Below are 21013 nucleotides of genomic sequence, written 5' to 3'. Positions count from 1 at the left end.
GAGGCCAAGGCCGGGATTACGGGGATTCCACGGGGCGGCGGCATGCCTGCGGCGTCCGCGATTCACTGAGCACCAGATAAACGGATTGCCAGTGCGCAGACACCTTGCCATCCGACAAAGGCTCATACTTTTACAGAGTTTGCAAAGAAGACACCGTTGCACGGCGGAGCGATACGAATCGCTGCGCCGCCACCCCCCGCGCTCAGGACGTCATAGCCACTTGTTGTCGCGGTACCATTGCGCGGTTGCCTTCAGGCCCTCGCGCGTTTCGATCTGCGGCGACCAGATCGAGGACGGAACGCGCCCCTTACTGCCGACCACCCAGTCCGGATGGCTGAAATAGGCCGCGCGGTCCGGCGTCATCTTGGCCTTGGTCCCGCGCAGGAAGTGGTCGAGCTTCGCCACCCGCTCCAGCGCAGTGCGCGACATGCCCCAGATGCGCGGACGCTTGCCCATGGCCCAGCCGATGGCGAGGCCCATCTCGTGGTGCTCCCAGCCATCCTGCTTGCCGTCATCGGGTTCGAACAGCTTGCCGGTCACTTCTTCGCCGCCGGGAACAAGCGCCACGAGCAGGCGAGCGAGATCCTCGACGTGGATCATCGAGGCGCGTCCCGCCGAAGGCATGGGAAGCACGCCCCAGCGCGCCGCCCGGAAGAGCTCGAACATCTCCTTGTCGCGCGGCCCGTAGATCGCGGGAGGGCGCACTATCGTCCAGTCCAGCGGGCTTGCCCGGACCAGCTTCTCCGCCCGCGCCTTCGACGCTCCATAAGCCGATAGCTTCGGTTCGCGCGCGCTCAGCGACGAGACATAGACGAAGCGCGGGATCCCCTTGGCCACGACCGTCTCGATGAGGTTGAGCGTGCCGGTGACGTTGCCTAGCTCGAACCCTTCGGCATCGGGGGCATTGACGACGCCCGCCACGTGGATCGTCGCCTCGACGCCGCGCGTCAGTTCGGAAAGCGAGGCGGTGTCCGACAACTCACCCCTGATCCAGCGCACGTGCTGGCGCGGTTCCTGCTCGCGCCGGGTGAGTGCTACGACCTCGTAACCCTGGGCTGTCGCTGCATCGAGCACTGCCTGCCCGACGAAACCGGTCGCGCCGGTCAGCGCAACCAGAGGCCGCTGTTCGAATGCACTTGCGGTCATTTCAGCACCAGCTGGTCGCGATGGACCACGGAGGAACGCGGCGCATAGCCGAGAATGTCGGCCTGCTCGCTCGAATGATGGCCGCGGATCTGCTCACATTCGGCCGCGTCGTATTCCGACAGGCCGTGGGCCAGAACCCGGCCCTGCCCGTCCTCGATAGCCACCGGATCGCCGCGCAGGAAAGCGCCGCTCACCCCGGTGATGCCCTTGGCGAGCAGGCTCGATCCCCGCAGCAGCGCCGCCGCCGCGCCATCGTCGACGATGATGCTGCCCTTGAGGCGCAGGCGACCGCCCAGCCAGGCCTTGCGCGCGCCGGCCTTGCGCCGCGGCAGGAACAGCGTGCCCACGCCTTCGTCGACAATCCGCGCCACCGGTCGGTCATGCTGCCCGTTGCCGATGACCAATGCGATCCCGGCCAGTTCGGCGATCTCGGCCGCCTGCAGCTTCGAGATCATGCCGCCCGAGCCCATGCCGGAATTCGATTCCGCGCTGGCCATGGCGTGGACTTCGGCCGTCACGCCCTCCACCACCGGGATCATCTTCGCGCCCGGCTCCTTCGGGTGCCGGTCGTACAGGCCATCGATGTCGGAGAGCAGCAGGACTGCACTTGCCTGCGCCGCCTGCGCCACGCGCGCGGCGAGGCGGTCGTTGTCACCGAAGCGGATCTCGTTGGTGGCGACCGAATCGTTCTCGTTGATCACCGGCACCGCCCCGGCATCCAGCAGGCGCGTGAGCGTGGCGGTGACGTTGAGATAACGGCGGCGGTCCTCAAGGTCCTCCAGCGTCAGCAGCATCTGCGCGGCAGTGAGGCCATGGCTGCCGAGCAGTTCGGCCCATAGCCCCGAAAGCGCGATCTGCCCGACCGCAGCCGCGGCCTGCGCGTCGGCCAGCGAGCCGCGGCCGCCCTTGTCGAGGCCCAGCGTCGCCGCACCCAGCGCGATCGCGCCCGAGGAAACAACGATCACCTGCTGGCCACGCGCGCGGGCCGCGGCGATTTCGGCGACGAGGCCCGTCAGCCATTCGCGCCGCACGCCTTGCTTCCCGACAAGCAGCGCCGATCCCACCTTGAGAACGAGGCGAGGCGCATGGGACTTGTCTGAAAGATCGAACAGGCGGGAAATGGGCATCGGAGCCGAGCCTCTAGGAGAATTGCGGCGCCCTGAAAAGCGTCCGCTTGCAATCAGGTACGCGGATCGTCCTGTGTGAGCAACGGATGGAAGTAAAGCCCCATCCTCAAAGCTCGCGGTACATCACAAGGGCATCGACCAGCCCCTGCCGGGGATGGGCGAAGGCGCGCGGAAGGCGGCCGACCGTCTCGAAACCCAACGAATGCCAAAGGCCGACGGCGCGCACATTGGTACTCACCACGAAATTGAACTGCATCGCACGGAAGCCCTGCTCGCGTGCATGGGCGAGCGAGTGTTCACACATGCGGCGCGCCACGCCCCTGCCGCTCGCCGAGGCCCGCGTCATGTAGCCGCAATTGCAGACATGCCCGCCTCCACCGGCCTGGTTGGCGCGCAAGTAGTAGGTCCCGAGGATTTCGCCGCCTTGCTCGGCGACGAAAGTCTGCCGGTCCTGCCCCATCCAATAGGCCAGCGCAGCCGCCCGCGTCATGTGCGGGTCGAGCGCGTAAGTCTCTCCGGCAGCGATAACCGGCAGGATGATCTGCGCAATCGCATCCGCATCGCCGGGTACCGCCCGCCTGAGCGTCAGGCGACCTTCTGTCAGATCGGCGACCAGGGCTTTTCCTCGGACTCTTCCTGCTCGCCTTCGGGACGTTCGGTGACAGTCGCGGCAGGCAGGTACTCGATCACCGCGTCGAGCAGCTTCGACATGCCCTTGCCGGTCGCGCCGGAAATCGGGAAGACCTCGTCAGCGCCGCCCTTGAGCAGCTCCCTGGCGTATTCCCGCGCCAGTTCGTCATCGACCAGGTCGATCTTGTTGAGCGCCACGAGGCGCGGCTTGTCCTCGAGCCCGCCACCGTAGGCCTCCAACTCTTCCTCCACGACCTGCATCGCCTCGACCGGGTCGGTGCTGGAAATGTCGATGAGGTGAACGAGCACACGGCAGCGCTCGATGTGGCCGAGAAAACGGTCGCCGATCCCGGCGCCGTCGGCAGCGCCCGCGATCAGGCCCGGAATGTCGGCCAGCACGAATTCGCGGTGCTTGTGAGTGACCACGCCCAGCTGCGGCCGCAGCGTGGTGAAGGCATAGTCGCCGACCTTGGCCTTGGTGTTCGACAGCTTGTTGATGAAGGTCGACTTGCCTGCATTGGGCATGCCGACCAGGCCGACATCGGCCAGAAGCTTGAGGCGCAGCCAGACCCACAGCTCTTCGGCCGGGATGCCGGGCTGGTGCTGGCGCGGGGCGCGGTTGGTGCTGGTCTTGTAGCTGGCGTTGCCCCGGCCGCCCATGCCGCCTTCGAGCAGGGTCACGCGCTGGCCCGCCTCGGTCAGGTCGGCCAGCACCGTCTCGCGGTCCTCGTCGGAAATGATCTGCGTGCCGACCGGAACCTTGACCACCAGGTCCTTGCCGGCCGCGCCATTGCGGTTCTTGCCCATGCCATGGCCGCCGCGCGGGGCCTTGAAGTGCTGGGTGTAGCGAAAGTCGATCAGCGTGTTGAGGCCGGCAACCGCTTCGAAGATGACGTCGCCGCCCTTGCCCCCGTTGCCGCCGTCGGGGCCGCCGTACTCAACGTACTTTTCGCGCCGGAAGCTGACCGCACCCGGGCCGCCTGCGCCCGAACGGATGTAGATCTTGGCCTGGTCGAGAAAATGCATCGTGGTTTCCGGCGGTCTCGCTCGTGGGTCCGTTCACGCAAGGAACAGCCCTGCCCGAACAATGCCGGTGATGGACCAAGCCAATCCGGCACTCAAACAAAAAACCCGGCCGCGCCCGACCGGGTGAGATCCGGAAGCCTTCCGGACCAGCGCAAATCTTCAATTACTGGTGGAGCCGAGGGGGATCGAACCCCTGACCTCGTCATTGCGAACGACGCGCTCTCCCAGCTGAGCTACGGCCCCGTTCCAGCAATCGCGCATAGCGGACTGCCGCCACGCGAGCGGCTCCCTTAGCGAAGAGAACCCGACCATGAAAGAGCAAAAATGCGCGAGGCGGATTTTCCGCCCACCTCGCGCATTCCCGCAATCAGGTTACTGCTGCAGCACTTGCGAGCCGGCCTGCGCCTGCTGCTCGAAAGTAGGGCGCACGGTAATATTGGCATTGCCGTAGCGCGCTTCCCATGCGGCCAGATCGGCCCGGTACTGCTCGTAGCTGTCGAAGAACGACTTGAACGGCGCTTCCATCTTGGCAAGGCCGGTATAGGCGTAAGTCTCGAACTGGCTCGGGTCCACGGTTTCCAGCTCGGTCGTCAGGTCCATGGCCGCCTGGCAGAAGTTGGCATCGACCGGCGGCAGCGAGAAGAAATTGTAGACCTGCGTCTGGTAGCTTTCACGCGCCTTGATCGCTTCACGCCCCTTGTGCTGGGTCTGGAAGCTTCGATCGATCTCGCGGTTCGCGGTATTGAGCGGCTTTGCGTAGACCTTGAGGAAGCGCTTGTAGCCTTCGAGGATCGGCAGGTACTGCGCTTCGACGCAATTGAGTGCGGCCACGTTGTAGGCCGAACGCAGGTTCCACACCGCCTGAGGCGTCGAGATTCCCGAGTTCACCGTATGGCGCACGCCGTTCGCGTCGGCAGCCGGAACCGTCATGTGCTCCGGCGCGCCCATCGGCGGCGTCGGCTTGGGCGGGATCACCACGACCGGTGGCGGTGGCGGCGGCGGTGGCGGCGGGGTCGAGCAGCCGGAAAGGACTGCGATCGTTACGGCCAGGACCGAGCCGGCCAGCAACGGCACGCGGCGAGCAAGTCCTTTCATCTTGTGGTCTTCCACCCTGTAAAACTCCATCAGAACGGCCGGAATCCTATCTCCAGCCCGCGGCAAAAGAAATGCCCGGTGCGACGAACCGCACCGGGCATGATAGCAATGCCTGCCTGGACTGTGGATTACTCGCCCCGCAAGCGGGACGAACCGCCATGTCCGCCTGGATCAGTCCCTCTGGCCGAGGAACGAGAGCAGGAACTGGAACATGTTGATGAAGTCCAGGTAGAGGCTCAACGCGCCGAGCACGACCGCCTTGCCGATGAATTCAGTCCCACGCAGTTGGTAGTACTGGTTCTTCAGCATCTGGGTGTCGTAGGCAGTCAGGCCGGCGAAGATCAGCACGCCGAGGACCGAAATCGCCAGCTGCAGCACCGTCGACCCGACGAACAGGTTGATCACCATCGCAACGAGGATGCCAACCACGCCCATGATCAGGAACGTGCCGAAGCCCGAAAGATCCTTCTTCGTGGTATAGCCGAAGAGGCTGAGACCAGCGAAGGCAGCCGCGGTCGCGAAGAACGTCGTCGCAATCGAGCTGGCGGTGAAGACCAGGAAGATCGCCGAGAGCGAAAGACCCATGACCACGCAGAAGCCCCAGTAGAGCATCTGCAGCGTCGAGGTCTTCATCCTGTTCACGCCGAAGTTCATGGCCATGACGAAGCCGAGCGGTGCCAGCATGACTACCCACTTGAGCGGGCTCGACAGCAATTGCACGGCCATGCCGGACGAAGCGAAAAGCATCGCCACGATCCCCGACAGCAGAACGCCGGAAGCCATGTAGTTGTAGATCGAAAGCATGTGACGGCGCAGGCCCATGTCATAGGTGGCCTGGCCAGCCGTGCGTCCGTCAAGGCTCGGAGACGCACCGAAGCCCGAGCGGGGCTGGGGGTCGTTCCAATTCGCCATTTCTAACTCCCTTTCCCGGCGCGCGCACAATGCCGTGGCCGGTTACACAATGAATATCGGCGCCCGGGGCCCATTATTCAAGAAAAACCGGACGCCGCGGATTGTGTCAAAGTGTATCTATCGGAGATGCAAGCCCCGGCATCGCTCAAGCCTTGCGCGCTTCGGCCGCCATTTCAGCATTGCGGTCGCGCGATGCTTCCATGGCCGAGGCGATCACCCTGGCCAGCGCCTCGTCAGCATCGAGCACGTTCATGCCCGCCCGGGTCGAGCCACCCGGGCTCGCCACCATGTCGGCCAGCTCGCCCGGCGAGACCGGCGGCTGAGCCGCAGCCTGCCCGGCGGCAAGCTGCGCGGCGCCTTCCACCATGGCGATCGCGAGGCGCTGGGATTGCTTCGCATCGAGACCCAGGGCAGCCGCCCCTGCCGCAAGCGAGTCGATGAAGCGATAGACGAAAGCCGGACCACAACCCGCAAGCGCGGTCACGGCGTCGAACAGCTCTTCTCCTGCCAGCCATTCCGGCGTGCCAAGCGGCTGCATGAACGCCGTGACGGCATCGCGCCCCTGGTCGTCGAGCCCGCGGGAATCGAGGGCGATGGGCGACTTACCGATGGCCGCCGCAAGGTTCGGCATGATCCGCACAATCGCACCCGCATCGGGAAAGCGCGCGGCAAGGCTGTCGAACTCGACGCCGGCAAGAATGGAGAAGAGCACCGTCTGCGCGCCGACCGAGGGCGCCAGCGAGGGGGCAAGATCGTCGAGGCCCTGGGGTTTTACCCCCAGCATCACGGCATCGAAGCGCCCCTCCGGCAGCTCGCGCAGCAGGGTCACGCCTTGAGGCACGGCCTTGCGATAGGGATCGACAACCGTGAAGCGCGAGGCCGGGATACCGCCCGCCAGCCATCCGTCGAGCATGGCACCGGCCATGTTGCCGCAGCCAACCAGCAGGATGTTCTGAAAGCGTTCCATGTCTTCTCCTGTAGGGAACGGCTTGAATTGCCGCTTCAACTAGGCGCGCTCCCAATTCCTGCCAAGGCCCAAAGCGCGGTTTTCAAGCGGACCATCCCGATCCGCCGTTATCAACCGATCAGGCTTCTCCGGCCGCGTCGACGAGCGCTGCCGCAAGCGCTTCGGAGGGGGTCTTGTCGCCCCACAGGATGAACTGGAAGACCGGGTAGAAGCGATCGCACTCCTCGATCGCCGCCTCGACCACCATCTGCGCCTGCCCGGGGCCGAGCAGGCCGTCCTCGCCCAGCATCAGGCCGTGGCGGTAGAGCACGACGCTGCCGTTGGACCAGACATCGAAATGGCCGACCCAAAGCTGTTCGTTGATCATCGCCAGTGCCTCGTAAACCGCTGCGCGCTTGGCATCGGTCACCCGGATGTCGGGCAGGCACAGGAGCTGGAGCACCCGGTCCTCGCGGCGCCAGACCGCCTGGATCTGGTAGGTCGCCCAGCTCCCTTTCACTTCCGCCGAGATCTCGTCGTCGGAGGTGTGTTCGAATGGCCAGTCGCGGGCTTCGAAAAGGCAGGCGAGCATCTCCACCGGAGCGGCTTCGTCCTCACTGCCCATCTCGTCCTGCACCGTTCTCATAAATCCTGACATTCATCCTCCGAGATATCTGGAGCATGGATGTCTTGCTTGCCCGGGGCAGCACAATGCGGGAGACCGAAACGCCTGCGCAAAACTGCACAAGCCTGTTTACATGATGTGGATAAGGCTAAACCGAAGATTAACGGCAGCTACCAACCATCCGGAAAATTACTTCGCCTGATCGGTGTTTAGTTTACCCCGAACACCATCACTTGGCCGGCAATTCGTCCACGACCTGGCCTGCCGGACTCGTCCAGGGCAAGGCATTCGCGACGTCTGCCTTGCGGACATCGGCAGCGAACTCGTTCGCCGCCTTGCTGGTCTCGAACGGACCGACGAGGATGCGGTTGGTCCGGCCCATTTCGCTGACATAAGGCTTGCGCCCCTTGAACAGCTCCGGCGTCTCACGCAGATGGCGCCGCCAGTCGAAGGCGATGGCGCTCTTGTCGCGGCCGACGCCGATCTGCACCCAGATCCGGCTCGGATGCGCCGGCGGAGGCGGCGGCGCCGGCTTCTCCGGCTTGGGAGCAGGCTTCGGCTCTTCCTTGGGCTTGGGCTTGGCCGGAATGATCTTGCGGATATCGACTGCGCCGGAGGCGGGCATGGCCTGCGCCGTAGGCTTGCCCAGATCGGCGAAGATCTCCGAAAGCGAAAGCTGGCTTGGCCCCGGCTCAGGCGGCGCTTCCGCCTCTGGTCTGGATGTCAGGGACGAAGCGGAAGTGGCAACGACGGGCACAGACGAAGGACTGGCAGGCGGCGGTGGCGATGCCGAACCGCCGATCCTGGCCAAATCGAAGTTGCCCGACGTCGAAGCCGCAGGCCGCGGCGGCGCAGACGCAGCGGGCGATGGCGACGCCGGCATCGCGCTCGTGGCTGATGCGGCCTGCGCGGGGCGCGGGGGCGGCGTGGTCACGGGTGCCGGTGCAGGTGCCTCAGCGGACGCACGAACCGGTGCAGGAGTGGGTGCCGGAGTGGGCGCGGCGCGGGCCATGCTTGCTGCTGTTGCCGCCTGACGTGCCGAACCCGCGTTCACCGGCGGCAGTTCGCCATTGGCATCGCGCGGCGGCAACTCACCCATTTCGCGCTCGATCGCCGGTTTGGGATCCGGCGGCGCAACGCGGTCCGCCGAGGCCGAGGCGAGCGCGGCCTTGCGCCGGTTCTCGTTGACTTCGGCCTCGCGCCTGACCTGTTCGGCCTTTGCTTTGGCGGCCTTCTGCCGGCTCGCCTTGTCCGAATAGGCTGGCGCCTGCGCCATGGCGGCGGCTGGCATCGCGGCAGCCAGCTGCACCGGTTTGTAGGAAGCGATGCGCGGATCGTCGCGGCCGATTTCCGATGCCTTAGGGAATTTTCCGAGGTTGGCCGCCGCAGCCTGCTGGGCCTTGGTCAGGCGCGGCATGTAGCGCAAGTACGGCGCCACGTTCTGTGCCAGTGGCGCAGGCAGGATACGGTTCGCAAGGTCGACCGCCTCCTTGGTGTCGCCGACGATTGCCAGCGTGAAGGCACGGGTGCGCCAACCCGGCTTGTCCTGCTTGCGCAGCAACGGCATCAACGTCTGCTGCGCCGCCTCGACGTCGCCCGCGATGGCCTGGCTGACGGCATAGCGCAGCCGCGCCTCGTCGTCGCCCGAACCATTGAGCGCGCCGATGTAGTAGCGCTGGGCCGTCGCATTGTCGCCGACGAGGTCAAAAGCAAGGCCGCGGTCGGAGGCGATGTCGCTGGCTCTGGCCCCTGCCCGCTCTGCCTCGGCAAAGACCGGAATAGCCGCGACCGGATCGCCGCTCAGGACCAGCGCGCTCGCCAGGCCCGACTTGATCCGGGCATTGTTCGGAGAAAGGTCTTCCGCGCGGCGATAGAAGCCGATCGAGGCGTCATAGTCACCCAGCGCGCGCGCGGCATCGGCGGCATCCATCAGCGCGTTGACGTCGCGCGGGTCACGGCCGAGCCGGGTCAGCGCATCGCTGAGCTTCTGGGGATCGACGCTGGGGATCGCCTGGACGATGGGCCGTGAAACGACCGGGACACTCTGGGCCGATGCTGCGGCGGGGACAAACGAGAAAGCGGCGAGGCCCACGCCTGCCAGGAACCGCGAAACCCTCAGCTCAAACCGCAAGATCCTGAATACCTCTATCGCGACGGCAAGAAACGCGTTCGCGCACTGTCGAATAGCGTGCTTATGCGCCGTCAAATGAAAAGCCGGGCCGTCCTATGCCGTCCCGTCGATTAACCTGCAGCGAACGGACCGCCGACACAATCGCGCAGAGCGCCAGACGGTGCCGGGAATGGCGCAAGAAGCAGAGGCGGCAACTGCAGTCACCGCCCCTGGCCTTGTGTCCGTTACTGGTTGTTCTGGCGCCCGAGGAAGCGCGGAATGCTGATCGAGGCGCTATCCTCTTCCTCGTCCGACTGCGCGCTGGCTGCCGACTTGGGACGGGACAGGCTGGTCATACGCTCGAACAGGGTGCTGCCGCCGCCGGATGCCGGCTGGGCGGGTGCGGGGCGACGCGGGATCGGCGTGGGCGAAGGTGCTGGTGCCGCCTGCCCGCCGTCGAGCATCAGTTCGTCCTGATTGCGCGCCGGCTCGGAGGCTTCGGCTTCAGCGCCAAGATCCAGCGGCTCCTTGCGCGGCGTGCGCAACCCGGAAAGACTGGCATAGCTGCCCGAAGCGGCTTCCTTCTGCTCATCTGCGCCCTCGATCTCCTCGCTCGCACCGAGCTCGAGCTCGTCGAACGACTCCGGCTCGGGCGCGGCGGCGACCGGTTCGGCCTGCGGCGCAGGCGCCGGCTCGCCCAGTTCAAGCGGTTCGGGCTCGCCGGGCGCTTCGACGGCGACCGGACGGGCAACGGCCGGACGAACCGGGCCGCGCGAGGCACCCAGGCTCATCGGACGCGAAGCCACTTCGGCCTGCTCGGCGGTCTGCTCGATGCCGGTGGCGACGACCGAGACCCGGATCTTGCCCTGCAGGTCCGGGTTGAACGCCGAACCCCAGATGATGTTAGCGTCGGGATCGACCAGTTCGCGGATATGGTTGGCCGCCTCGTCGACTTCGAGCAGCTTCATGTCGTCGCCGCCGATGATCGAGATGATGACGCCCTTGGCGCCCTGCATCGACACGCCGTCGAGCAGCGGGTTGGCAATCGCCTGCTCGGCCGCCTCGAGCGCACGGTTCGGACCTTCACCCTCGCCCGTGCCCATCATCGCCTTGCCCATCTCGCCCATGACCGAACGCACGTCGGCAAAGTCGAGGTTGATCAGGCCCGGCATGACCATGAGGTCGGTGATCGAACGCACGCCCTGCTGCAGCACTTCGTCGGCAAGCGAGAACGCTTCCTTGAAGGTCGTCTCCGCCTTGGCGACGAGGAACAGGTTCTGGTTCGGTATGACGATCAGGGTATCGACGTGCTTCTGCAGCTCTTCGATGCCCGCTTCGGCCGAACGCATGCGACGCGTGCCTTCGAACATGAAGGGCTTGGTCACCACGCCGACAGTCAGGACGCCCTTTTCACGCGCGGCCTGCGCGATGATCGGAGCGGCACCCGTGCCGGTGCCGCCGCCCATGCCCGCAGCGATGAAGACCATGTGGACGCCGTCCAGCAGACGATCGATTTCCTCGAGCGTCTCCTCGGCTGCGGCGCGTCCCACTTCGGGGCGCGAACCGGCACCGAGGCCCTGGGTGATGTCCGGCCCCAGCTGCACGCGGGTTTCGGCGATGGAATTGTTCAGGGCCTGCGCATCGGTATTGGCCACCACGAAATCGACGCCCTCGATCTGGGCCTCGATCATGTTGGCAATAGCGTTGCCACCGGCCCCGCCGACACCGATTACGACAATCCGCGGGCGAAGTTCGTCGATCGCCGGCGGTCCAATGTTAATGCTCATTTCGCTCTCCTGCAGGCACGTGCGCGAAGAAATCACTTTGACTAGCCTGATTGCACGCTTCGACTCGTCCACGCAAAGCGCTCTTAACCTTTGTCCACAGCCGCTGCAGTGCAAGATGCGTCGAATTGCTCCGACGCGAATGCAAGGCGCGCGGCCGCCTCAGAAATATTCCTTCAAGGCACTGACGACGCGACCGACCACACCAAGCCCACTGTACTTAACGGTCTTCTGGTGGCTCTTTCCGAGACTACGGATGTCCACCGGGTCGTCGGCGGCGTATAACACAAGACCGGCCAAGGTTGAAAACCCCGGCTTTACATGGGCTTCGGCCAAACCGGCAAGCTGCGGGACGCGGCCGATCCGTACCGGTTTGCCCAGTGCGGCCTGGGCAAAATCGGCAAGCCCGACCAGCTCCGCACCGCCTCCCGTGAACACCACCTGCTGTCCGCGCTGGCCGCTGAAGCGCATGGCTTTCAGGGCCTTGCTGACTTCTTCCATCAATGCGCCGAGCTGACCGGTAATCACGCCGATCAGCTCGGCGCGCGGGATGCGGTTCTTCTCGTCGGCATGGCGGGCGATGGGGCCCACGCCCTCCTCACCCGGGGCATTGACCGGGATCATCTCGCGATGGTCGGTCGGACTTGCGATGGCCGAACCGTTGACGCACTTCAGGCGCTCCGCCTGGAAGCGACGGATGCCGAAGGCCGAGGCTATCGCATCGGTGATATCGGCCGAGCCCATCGGAATCGGGATCATGTCGGTCAGCATTCCGCCCGAATAGATCGCGACATTGGTGACCTCCGCCCCGAATTCGACCAGCGCAACGCCCAGATCGCGCTCTTCGGGCGAGAGGCAGGCCTGGCCCGCCGCAATCGGTGAACCGACCACGGCCTCGACCTCGAGGTGCGCGCTCTGGACCGCCTCGGTGAGGTTGCGGATCGGTGCACCGTCGGCCAGCATGACGTGAATGTCGACACCGAGGCGCTCGGCATGGAGGCCCTTGGGATCGATGACACCGTGTGCGCCATCGAGCCGGTACTGCGCCGGCTGCGCGTGCAGGACCATGCGCCCGTCGGGCTGGATCACGTCGCGCGCACTGACGAGCAGCTGGTCGATGTCTTCCTGCTCGATCCGGCGGCCGCCGATTTCGGCGTCGAACTGGTCGATACGGCTGGCGAGCCCGGCTCCCGAGCAGCCGATCCAGACTTTCTGGACCGAAGTGTTGGCCATGCGCTCGGCCCGGTCGATGGCATCGCGCACGGCATAAGTCGCCGCCGTCATGTCGGTCACGTAGCCGCGCTTGATGCCCTGGCTGGCGCGGTGCCCGGAGCCCAGGACAATCATGTCGCCGGTTTCCGAAATGCCCGCGACAATCGCGGAAATGCGGAAGGAACCGATATTGACCGCGCCGAAGACGCGGGTGATGCGCGGGCCTGCCATCAGTCTGCCTCCACACTGTGCGGAACCGCGCCCGCCTTGAGCGCGAGTTCCCTGCCTTCCTCGTCGGGCACACGCAGATAGATGCGATCGCGTGCCCGCATGTCGAATGCGGTAACCTTGCCGCCCAGCAGGCGGTTGGTCCCGTCGAGCCGGGCGAAGGTGACCAGCGCGTTGGCCGAAGGCTTGTCGCCCTCGGGAAGCGCGAGCACCTGCCCGGTCTTGAACGTGAGATTCCAGCGGCGATTGCCGATCCACTCCGCCTCGCGCACACGCGGCTTGAGCGCGGGTGCAGCTTCGAGAAGGTGGGCGAGCTGGGTCACCTGCTGCCCGGCGCCGAAGCCCGAGACGATAAGCCGCCCCTGCGCATCCTTGCGGCTGATCGCCTCCAGCTCATGCCCGGATTCGTCGATCAGGACGAAGCGGTCGGCCTTGCGCAGCACCGCGTGCGGCTCGCGCTCGACGATGTCGATCACCAGCGTATCGGGCAACTGGCGCGATACCCGCGCGTCCTTGATCCAAGAAAGTTCGAGAAGTTCGCTGCGCAGCCCTTCGAGATCGACGTCGGGCATCGCCCGGTTGCGTTCGGCCAAGGCCTTTTCATAGACCTTGAGCTTGTTGATGTTCTGCGCCCCGCGCACGACCACGGTCTTGACCTCGAAGCCCGAATGCGCGGCGACCTGGGCCACCTGGTCGCCGACCAGCGCGGGAAGGCCCGCGGCACTGGCGGCCAGCCAGGCCAGAACGCCTGCGCCTGCAAGGATCGCGAAGAGGAAGATGCGGTGAAGCTGGTCTTCCGAGAACGGCAGCCAGCTCATCGCGACGTCCATCGCCGATCCGGTCGTCGCCCGGGCCTGCCGGACCTTGGCCTTGGTGCCCTGCCTTGCGGCGGACTTCCTCGCGCTCTTCGACTTGCGCCGGATCGTCTGGCTCATTCAGCCCCCTTCACTGCCCCCGCAGCTTGTTTCGACCGCGCGTCCTCCAGCGCCTCGGCGATGATCGCCTCGACGAGGTCGGCATATTCCATGCCGCAGGCCCGGGCCTGCTCGGGCACGAGGCTGAGCGGCGTCATGCCGGGTTGGGTGTTGGTTTCCAGCAGGAACAGCCCTTCCACGCCCTGCGTATCGTCCCAGCGGAAATCCGAGCGGCTGGTGCCCTTGCAGCCGAGCAGGCGGTGCGCGCGCAGGGCTAGGTCCTTGCAGGCCTGGGCAATCTCGTCCGGGATTTCAGCCGGGCAGACATGCTCGGTCAAGCCGTCGGTGTACTTGGAATCGAAGTCGTAAAAACCGGACTTCGGCTTCAGTTCCGTCACCAGCAGCGCACGGTCGCCGATCACTGCCGTCGTCAGTTCGCGGCCGCGGATGTAGGGCTCGGCCAGCAGGTGATCGAATTCCTGCCACGGCCCGGCTGCATCGCGGCGGATCGGATTGCCGTAGTTGCTCGCGTCCATGACGATCGCAACGCCGACGGACGAGCCTTCGTTAACCGGCTTGAGGACATAAGGGCGCGGCAGCGGATCGCCGGCGTAGAGATCTTCGGAGGCCACGATGCGCCCGCCCGGCATCGGAATGCCATGGGGGACGAGCGCCTGCTTGGTCAGTTCCTTGTCGATGGCGATGACCGACGTTGCGAGGCCGGAATGGGTATAGGTAAGGCCCATCAGGTCCATCATGCCCTGAACCGTGCCATCTTCGCCCGGAGCACCGTGCAGCGCATTGAACACGACGTCGGGCGCGGCTTCCGACAGGCGCAGCGCGACATTACGGTCCATGTCGATTCGGGTGACCTTGTGGCCCTTGGACTCCAGCGCCTTGGCCACGCCTTCCCCGCTCATCAGCGAAACCGACCGCTCATGCGACCAACCGCCCATCAGGACCGCGACATGAAGTTTGGGAAGGCTCACTGTGTACCTGCTTGCTGTGTGTTGGGCCCGTCGGCAGGCGTGCCGACGCGCTGGATTTCCCATTCGAGCTCGACGCCCGAGTTTTCCCGGACCCTGCGGCGCACTTCCTCACCCAAGGCCTCGATATCGGCGCTTGTCGCGCCGCCGGTATTGATCAGGAAATTGGTATGCTTCTCGCTGACCTGCGCGCCGCCGACCTGCAGTCCCCGGCATCCGGCCTGATCGACGAGCTGCCAGGCCTTGTGCCCCTCGGGGTTCTTGAACGTCGAACCGCCGGTCTTGGAGCGCAGCGGCTGGCTGGCCTCGCGGCTGGCCGAGATCCGGTCCATCTCCGCCTGGATCGCCACGGGGTCGCCGGGGCGTCCCTTGAAGCGTGAGGCCACGACAATGGCGCCCTCAGGCAATTCCGAATGGCGATAGGTATAGCCGAGATCGGCGTTTTGCAGCGTCACCAGTTCACCCGAACGCAGGACGACGTCGCAATCGACGAGAATGTCCTTGACCTCCCCGCCATAGGCGCCGCCATTCATGCGCACGAAGCCCCCGACCGTTCCGGGGATCGAGCGCAGGAATTCAACGCCGGAAATGCCGTTGTCGCGCGCGGTCGAGGACACGAGGATGCCCGAGGCCCCGCCCCCGCAGTCCAGCGTCACGGCATCAACCCGCGCGACCCTTGCGAAAGGCTTGCCCAGACGCACCACCACGCCCGGCACGCCGCCGTCGCGCACGATCATGTTCGAACCCAGGCCCAGCGCCATGATCGGCACCGCGGGATCGAGTTCGCGCAAGAAGGCCTGCAGATCGGCAATGTCCCTGGGTTCGAAAAGCCACTCGGCAACGCCGCCGGACTTGAACCAGACGAGCGGAGCCAGCGGGGCATTGGCAGTCAGCTTGCCGGAAACGGAGGGAAACAGGGCTTCCATCAGAACCGCCACATCCCGAGCCACGCCCACTGCGCACGTGCCAGCCCCTCGGCCGCCTCGCGCGCCTTCTCGTTGGCTTCGCCGAGCAGTTCGCCTGCCTCTTCCTTGCGTGCCGGATCGATCGAGGCCTGGCTCGCCTCGACGTACTTCTGCAGGGCTTCGATGTGGCGGCGATGAGACTCGGAGACGAGCTCCAGCCAATCGAGAGGGTTGAACAGGTTCACGCCGTCCTCCGCGAACGGATCTCGTCGGCAAGGCCCGCGGCCCACTTGGTGATGTCGCCGGCCCCCAGGCACACGACCATGTCGCCGGGCTGGACCGAGGCGGCCAGCGTATCGGCCAGTTCACCCGGACCCGCGATGACCTGCGCCGAACGGTGCCCGCGCGACTTCATGCCCTCGACCATGGCAGCGCTGTCGACGCCCTCGATCGGCTGCTCGCCGGCAGGATAGACCGGGCTGGCATAGACCACGTCGGCATCGTTGAAGGCAGTCTGGAACTCGTCCATGTGATCGCGCAGGCGCGTGAAGCGGTGCGGCTGCACGACGGCGATGACCCGCCCCTTCACGCCCTCGCGCGCGGCGGCCAGCACGGCGCGGATCTCGACCGGGTGATGGCCGTAGTCGTCGATGATGGCGACCCCATCAACTTCGCCCACCTTGGTGAAACGGCGCTTGACCCCGCCGAACTTGGCGAAGCCGCCTTTGATGCACTCGTCCGAGCAGCCCATCTCGACCGCGACGCCAACCGCTGCCAGTGCGTTCTGGACATTGTGCCGACCGGGCATCGGCAGTTCGATCCCCTCGATCCGGCGGAACGAGCCGTCGCGCTGGCGCAGAGCGACATCGAAGCGGTTGCCACCCGGGAAAGGCGTCACGTTCTCGCCGCGGATGTCCGCCTGTGCGGAGAAGCCGTAAGTCACGACGCGGCGGTCCCGGACCTTGGAGATCACGCCCTGCACTTCGGGATGATCGATGCACAGCAGGGCCGCGCCGTAGAACGGCACGTTCTCGATGAACTCGACGAAGGCTTCCTTCACGCGCTCGAACGAGCCGTAATGGTCGAGGTGCTCGGGATCGATGTTGGTGACGACGGCGAGCGTGCCGTCGAGGCGCAGGAACGAGCCGTCGCTTTCATCGGCTTCCACCACCATCCAGTCCGACGCGCCGAGCCGGGCATTAGAACCGTAGGAATTGATGATACCACCGTTGATCACGGTGGGATCGATGCCGCCCGCGTCGAGCAGCGCCGCGACCATCGAGGTCGTCGTCGTCTTGCCGTGGGTGCCGGCCACGGCCACGGTGTTCTTGAGCCGCATCAGCTCGGCCAGCATCTCAGCGCGGCGCACCACGGGAATGCGGTGTTCCAGCGCATAGACCACTTCGGGATTGTCGCGCTTAACCGCCGTGGACGTAACGACGACTGCGGCCCCGGCGACGTTCTCGCCCGCATGACCGATCATCACCTTGATGCCGCGCTTGCGCAGCCCGTCGATGACATAGCCCTCGGCAATGTCGGAGCCCTGCACCGAATAACCGAGGTTGTGCATGACTTCGGCAATGCCGGACATGCCGATGCCGCCGATGCCCACGAAGTGAATCGTGCCGATATCCGTGCCGACGCCCCTCACAGCGCGGGCTCCCGGGCCAGTGCCTCGCTGCCGTTGGCGGGCGCAACCTTCCTGTCCATGCGGATCACGTCCATGATCGGGGCAGCGCCGAAGCTCTCGACGAGATCGGCCAGATCGCGCGCGGCATTGGGATAGCCGCAGTTCCACGCCGCGTGGGCGGCATTGGCGAGGGTCTCGGGATGCTGGGCCATCGCCTGGATCTGCTTGGCAAGCGTGGCGCCGGTGAAGCCTTCCTGCCGGATCGAACGGGCTCCGCCTGCGGAGACGATCTCGCGCGTGTTGGCGGCCTGGTGATCGTCAGTCGCGATCGGCAGGGGAATGAGGATGGCAGGACGGCCGACAGCCGTCAGCTCCGCGATGGTCGAGGCACCGGCGCGGCCGATGAACAAGTGGGCCGAGGCCAGACGCTCGTCCATGTCCTCGAAATAGGTTGCCAGTTCGGCGGGAATGCCGTGGCTGGCATAGCGTTCACGCACCGCCTCGATATCCTCCGGACGGCACTGCTGGATCACCTGCAGGCGCGAGCGCAGCGCGGGCGGCAGCATGGCAAGGCCATCGGGCACGACCTGCGACAGCACGCGCGCGCCCTGGCTGCCGCCGGTCACGAGAATGCGGAAAAGGCTGTCTTCGGTGAAATCCGGGAACGGCTCGTCGCGAAGCGTGAGCACTTCGCTGCGCACCGGATTGCCGACGAGCGTCACCTTCCCGGCATGCCTGGGATCGAGCCGGTCGACTTCCTCGCAGGACGTGGCGATGGCATCGACCTTGCCCGCGAAGTAGCGGTTCACGCGGCCCAGCACGGCGTTCTGCTCGTGCAGGACGGTTGGGATCTTGGCAGCCGTGGCGGCAAGCAACGTGGGCATGGCCGGATAGCCGCCGAAGCCGACGACGGCCGAAGGCTCGAAGCTGTCGAACAGGCGCAGCGCCATCTGGCGGCCATCGAGGATGCCGCGCGCGCCCTTGAGCCAGTTGACCGGATTCTTACCGGCAATGCGGCCGGGCGGCAGCACATGGGCAGGCAGGAAATCGGGTTTTCCGGGAATCGCCGCGCCCCGCTCGTCGGTGATGAGCGCCACGTGGTGCCCGCGCCGGTCCAGCTCGGCGGCAAGCGCGAATGCGGGAATGAGGTGTCCGCCCGTCCCGCCCGCGGCGAGAACGTAGTGGCGGCTGACCTGACTCATGAATTGTCTCCGATGGCGCGAAGCGAAAAGCGTTCACGCTTGATGTACGGATTTCGCCGCGTAATCGCCAGTAGCAGCCCCATGGCAAGACACACTGCGACGGTGGAGGAACCACCGTAACTGATCAGCGGCAGGGTCATGCCCTTCGAAGGGAAAAGCTGCAGATTGACGAGGATATTGATGAAGGCCTGCCCGCCGAACTGCGCAGCAAGGCCCGAGGCGGCCAGCACGGTGAAGAGATCTTCCTCGTCGACGAGGCGCAGCAGGATGCGGGTCAGCACCGCAAGGTAGAGCAGGACGATCACGATGCAGGCGATCAGTCCGAATTCCTCGCCGATGACCGAGAAGATGTAGTCGGTGTGCGCCTCGGGCAGCGCGAACTTGCGCGTGCCCATCCAGAAGCCCAGTCCCGACCAGCCTCCGTTCAGCAGGGTGCGTTCGGCCAGGTCGACCTGGTCGAAGGCGGTGCCGCCGAACAGGAAGTTGTCGATGCGATTGCGGCCGTTCTCATAGGTGAAGTACATCAGGACGATGCCCACCAAGCCCGCGCCCGCGAACATGCCGATGCGCTTGAGCGGAATGCCCGACAGCAGGATCAGCACGAAGAAGGTCCCGCCGAACAGCATGGTCGAGCCGAAGTCGGGCTGGGCCATGAGCAATGCGCCCAGCAGCGCCATGACTGCAAAACAGATCCCGACGACGGGAATGTTCGGATCGCGCGCTCGCCAGGAGAGAATCCAGGCAAGCAGGATCGGGTAGCCGCACTTGAGGAACTCGGACGGCTGGATCGAGACACCGAGACGGATCCAGCGCCGCGCACCGTTCACTTCGGAACCGACGAAAGGCACCAGTACCAGCAGGAAGAGCATGGCCCCCGCCATCAGGATGCCGATGCGCCGAGCACTGTCCTTGGTCCGGGTCGAGGCCCAGAACATCGCGGCAAGGCCGATCAGCTGCCAGCGCATGTGCAGGTAGAAGAAGTGCAGTTCCGGCAGCCGCTCATGCGCCGTCGACAGCCGCTTGGCGCTGGCTGGCGAACCGGCCGCGACGGCGACCGCGCCGATGCCCATGAGGATCAGCACGATGGCCAGCACCGCACGGTCGATTTCCTGCCACCATATCGCCAGTTCGCTGCGGCGATTGCGGTTGTAGCGGGCGGCGCGCGAACTGGAGCCGGTAGCGGCGGTCGCCATCAGGCGTCCTCCTCTTCCTCGGGCGCAAGCAGCGCCTCGACGATCTGGCGGAAAACCTCGCCGCGCGCCTCGTAGTCGCGGAACTGGTCGAAACTGGCGCAGGCCGGGGACAGCATCACCACATCGCCCGGCCTGGCCGCCGCCATTGCCTCGCGAATCGCCTCGGCCATCATCTCGCTGCGGTGGACCTGCGTGTAGGGCGCAAGGATCTCGGCAAACCGCGGCCCGGCATCGCCGATCGTGTATGCCGCCGCGAGGTTGCCGAAATAGGGTGCGCACTCGTCAAGGTCATCGCCCTTGGGCAGACCGCCGACGATCCAGTGGATGCGCGGCTCTGGGTCGGGCGGGAATGCAGCCAGCGCCGGAGCGGCCGAAGCCGGGTTCGTCGCCTTGCTGTCGTTGATATAAAAGACACCGTCAGCCTCGGCCACGCGCTCCATGCGGTGCGGCAGTCCGCGGAAATTGCGCATGGCGCGCTTCCACTGCTCGGGCTTGATGCCGAGCGCCTCGACGATGGCCACGGCGACGGCCGCATTCTGCAGGTTGTGCGGCCCCTGCAGCGAGGGCCACTTCTTCTGCAGCGTCGTGAGCTTGGCGCCATCGACGATGCGGACGTGATCGAGACCGCGCCTGTTCGCCTCGGTGCTGGCGATGGCGGCGGTTTCCGCATCGCCGCTGCCGAAGACCGCGTCATGCTCGGCCCCCTGCATCGTGAAGAGCCTGGCCTTGGACGCCGCATAGGCCGCAAAGCCGTCATAGCGATCGAGGTGGTCGGGCGTGATGTTGAGCAGCGCGGCCACGTCGCAGTCAAGGCTGCGCGTCAGATCGATCTGGTAGCTCGAAAGCTCCAGCACATAGACGCCCCCTTCGGGAAGCGGATCGGTACCGAGAATGGGCACGCCGATATTGCCGCCCATGCGCGCGGGCACGCCGGCCTTTTCGAGCAGGTGATGAACCAGCGAAGTGGTCGTCGACTTGCCGTTGGTGCCGGTTATGCCAACCACGCGATGGGCAGGCAGGCTGGGCCGCGCCAGCGCGAAAAGCTCGATGTCGCCGATCACCGGCACTCCGGCGCGCTGCGCGGCAGAAGCGATGGGATGGCGGTTCAGCGGGATTCCGGGCGAGACGACCACGCCGTCGTAGCCGGAAATGTCCGCCGTCACCGGGTCGGCCAGTTCGACGCGGCCAGCCAGGGCCTGCCGGGGCTCGTCGCGGTTGTCCCAGGCCATGACGTGCGCCCCGCTGGCCAGCAAGGTCTCGACAGCGGTCATCCCCGAGCGGGCAAGCCCGAGGACCGCGTATCGTTTACCGGCAAAGGCGGGGGAGACGATCACGCCTGTCC

At 65.8% G+C, this 21013-nt stretch carries 19 protein-coding genes and 1 tRNA gene; all 20 read right to left on the bottom strand.

What is annotated here, in order from left to right:
• Positions 1-210: 210 nt before the first annotated feature.
• The gene (locus tag PP1Y_RS09960) at positions 211-1146 is read right to left on the bottom strand and encodes an NAD(P)-dependent oxidoreductase (protein WP_013832115.1); all 936 of its coding nucleotides are present in this window, start codon (positions 1144-1146) and stop codon (positions 211-213) included.
• On the bottom strand, positions 1143-2273 hold the full coding sequence (proB, locus tag PP1Y_RS09955) for a glutamate 5-kinase (RefSeq protein WP_013832114.1): 1131 nt from the start codon (positions 2271-2273) through the stop codon (positions 1143-1145). Before proB ends, PP1Y_RS09960 begins: the two co-directional genes overlap by 4 nt.
• A 106-nt stretch (positions 2274-2379) precedes the next feature.
• Positions 2380-2862, bottom strand: a complete 483-nt coding sequence (locus PP1Y_RS09950) for a GNAT family N-acetyltransferase (protein ID WP_041558741.1) — start codon at positions 2860-2862, stop codon at positions 2380-2382.
• 11 nt (positions 2863-2873) lie between these two features.
• Complete coding sequence (gene obgE, locus PP1Y_RS09945) at positions 2874-3929, bottom strand: GTPase ObgE (RefSeq protein WP_013832112.1); 1056 nt, start codon at positions 3927-3929, stop codon at positions 2874-2876.
• Between the two features lie 167 nt (positions 3930-4096).
• Positions 4097-4172: transfer RNA gene (locus PP1Y_RS09940), tRNA-Ala, on the bottom strand.
• A 129-nt stretch (positions 4173-4301) separates the two neighbouring features.
• A complete protein-coding gene (locus PP1Y_RS09935) occupies positions 4302-5024 on the bottom strand; it encodes a hypothetical protein (protein WP_038577668.1) in 723 nt (240 codons plus the stop codon).
• A 171-nt stretch (positions 5025-5195) separates the two neighbouring features.
• The gene (locus PP1Y_RS09930; protein WP_007012052.1) at positions 5196-5936 is read right to left on the bottom strand and encodes a Bax inhibitor-1/YccA family protein; all 741 of its coding nucleotides are present in this window, start codon (positions 5934-5936) and stop codon (positions 5196-5198) included.
• Positions 5937-6081: 145 nt separating this feature from the next.
• Positions 6082-6903, bottom strand: a complete 822-nt coding sequence (locus PP1Y_RS09925; RefSeq protein ID WP_013832110.1) for a pyrroline-5-carboxylate reductase — start codon at positions 6901-6903, stop codon at positions 6082-6084.
• A 118-nt stretch (positions 6904-7021) separates the two neighbouring features.
• Positions 7022-7540 (bottom strand): YbjN domain-containing protein, encoded by a 519-nt coding sequence (locus tag PP1Y_RS09920; RefSeq protein WP_138921304.1) that lies wholly within the window; start codon positions 7538-7540, stop codon positions 7022-7024.
• Between the two features lie 196 nt (positions 7541-7736).
• Positions 7737-9638, bottom strand: a complete 1902-nt coding sequence (locus PP1Y_RS09915) for a lipopolysaccharide assembly protein LapB (protein WP_232512600.1) — start codon at positions 9636-9638, stop codon at positions 7737-7739.
• 224 nt (positions 9639-9862) lie between these two features.
• Positions 9863-11404 carry a cell division protein FtsZ gene (gene ftsZ / locus PP1Y_RS09910; protein WP_013832107.1) on the bottom strand — a complete coding sequence of 514 codons (1542 nt, stop codon included), beginning with the start codon at positions 11402-11404 and terminating at the stop codon, positions 9863-9865.
• A 159-nt stretch (positions 11405-11563) separates the two neighbouring features.
• Positions 11564-12844 (bottom strand): cell division protein FtsA, encoded by a 1281-nt coding sequence (ftsA, locus tag PP1Y_RS09905; protein WP_013832106.1) that lies wholly within the window; start codon positions 12842-12844, stop codon positions 11564-11566.
• On the bottom strand, positions 12844-13776 hold the full coding sequence (locus PP1Y_RS09900) for a cell division protein FtsQ/DivIB (RefSeq protein ID WP_013832105.1): 933 nt from the start codon (positions 13774-13776) through the stop codon (positions 12844-12846). Before PP1Y_RS09900 ends, ftsA begins: the two co-directional genes overlap by 1 nt.
• Complete coding sequence (locus tag PP1Y_RS09895) at positions 13773-14744, bottom strand: D-alanine--D-alanine ligase (RefSeq protein WP_083835191.1); 972 nt, start codon at positions 14742-14744, stop codon at positions 13773-13775. Before PP1Y_RS09895 ends, PP1Y_RS09900 begins: the two co-directional genes overlap by 4 nt.
• The gene (murB, locus tag PP1Y_RS09890) at positions 14741-15667 is read right to left on the bottom strand and encodes a UDP-N-acetylmuramate dehydrogenase (RefSeq protein ID WP_041558739.1); all 927 of its coding nucleotides are present in this window, start codon (positions 15665-15667) and stop codon (positions 14741-14743) included. The genes PP1Y_RS09895 and murB overlap by 4 nt, the downstream gene beginning before the upstream one ends.
• Positions 15667-15891, bottom strand: coding sequence for a hypothetical protein (locus PP1Y_RS09885; protein WP_041558738.1), 225 nt, complete (start codon positions 15889-15891; stop codon positions 15667-15669). The genes murB and PP1Y_RS09885 overlap by 1 nt, the downstream gene beginning before the upstream one ends.
• Positions 15888-17297 (bottom strand): UDP-N-acetylmuramate--L-alanine ligase, encoded by a 1410-nt coding sequence (murC, locus tag PP1Y_RS09880; protein ID WP_013832103.1) that lies wholly within the window; start codon positions 17295-17297, stop codon positions 15888-15890. Before murC ends, PP1Y_RS09885 begins: the two co-directional genes overlap by 4 nt.
• Positions 17294-18478, bottom strand: a complete 1185-nt coding sequence (gene murG / locus PP1Y_RS09875) for an undecaprenyldiphospho-muramoylpentapeptide beta-N-acetylglucosaminyltransferase (RefSeq protein ID WP_013832102.1) — start codon at positions 18476-18478, stop codon at positions 17294-17296. Before murG ends, murC begins: the two co-directional genes overlap by 4 nt.
• Positions 18475-19671: an FtsW/RodA/SpoVE family cell cycle protein gene (locus tag PP1Y_RS09870; RefSeq protein ID WP_013832101.1), complete on the bottom strand. Its 1197-nt coding sequence runs from the start codon at positions 19669-19671 to the stop codon at positions 18475-18477. Before PP1Y_RS09870 ends, murG begins: the two co-directional genes overlap by 4 nt.
• Positions 19671-21005 (bottom strand): UDP-N-acetylmuramoyl-L-alanine--D-glutamate ligase, encoded by a 1335-nt coding sequence (gene murD, locus PP1Y_RS09865; RefSeq protein WP_013832100.1) that lies wholly within the window; start codon positions 21003-21005, stop codon positions 19671-19673. The genes PP1Y_RS09870 and murD overlap by 1 nt, the downstream gene beginning before the upstream one ends.
• Positions 21006-21013 lie beyond the last annotated feature (8 nt).

Source organism: Novosphingobium sp. PP1Y, from assembly GCF_000253255.1.
In the GTDB taxonomy this organism is placed as follows: domain Bacteria; phylum Pseudomonadota; class Alphaproteobacteria; order Sphingomonadales; family Sphingomonadaceae; genus Novosphingobium.
Note: the sequence above shows the minus strand (reverse complement) of the source record. Positions and strands in the feature narration are given on the sequence as shown.

Bases quoted from the DNA above. Each gene is read 5' to 3' on its own strand.
- PP1Y_RS09960 (WP_013832115.1), bottom strand. From the start codon at position 1,146: ATGACCGCAAGTGCATTCGAACAGCGGCCTCTGGTTGCGCTGACCGGC.
- proB (WP_013832114.1), bottom strand. From the start codon at position 2,273: ATGCCCATTTCCCGCCTGTTCGATCTTTCAGACAAGTCCCATGCGCCT.
- obgE (WP_013832112.1), bottom strand. From the start codon at position 3,929: ATGCATTTTCTCGACCAGGCCAAGATCTACATCCGTTCGGGCGCAGGC.
- PP1Y_RS09935 (WP_038577668.1), bottom strand. From the start codon at position 5,024: ATGAAAGGACTTGCTCGCCGCGTGCCGTTGCTGGCCGGCTCGGTCCTG.
- PP1Y_RS09930 (WP_007012052.1), bottom strand. From the start codon at position 5,936: ATGGCGAATTGGAACGACCCCCAGCCCCGCTCGGGCTTCGGTGCGTCT.
- PP1Y_RS09925 (WP_013832110.1), bottom strand. From the start codon at position 6,903: ATGGAACGCTTTCAGAACATCCTGCTGGTTGGCTGCGGCAACATGGCC.
- PP1Y_RS09920 (WP_138921304.1), bottom strand. From the start codon at position 7,540: ATGTCAGGATTTATGAGAACGGTGCAGGACGAGATGGGCAGTGAGGAC.
- ftsZ (WP_013832107.1), bottom strand. From the start codon at position 11,404: ATGAGCATTAACATTGGACCGCCGGCGATCGACGAACTTCGCCCGCGG.
- ftsA (WP_013832106.1), bottom strand. From the start codon at position 12,844: ATGGCAGGCCCGCGCATCACCCGCGTCTTCGGCGCGGTCAATATCGGT.
- PP1Y_RS09900 (WP_013832105.1), bottom strand. From the start codon at position 13,776: ATGAGCCAGACGATCCGGCGCAAGTCGAAGAGCGCGAGGAAGTCCGCC.
- murB (WP_041558739.1), bottom strand. From the start codon at position 15,667: ATGGAAGCCCTGTTTCCCTCCGTTTCCGGCAAGCTGACTGCCAATGCC.
- murG (WP_013832102.1), bottom strand. From the start codon at position 18,478: ATGAGTCAGGTCAGCCGCCACTACGTTCTCGCCGCGGGCGGGACGGGC.
- PP1Y_RS09870 (WP_013832101.1), bottom strand. From the start codon at position 19,671: ATGGCGACCGCCGCTACCGGCTCCAGTTCGCGCGCCGCCCGCTACAAC.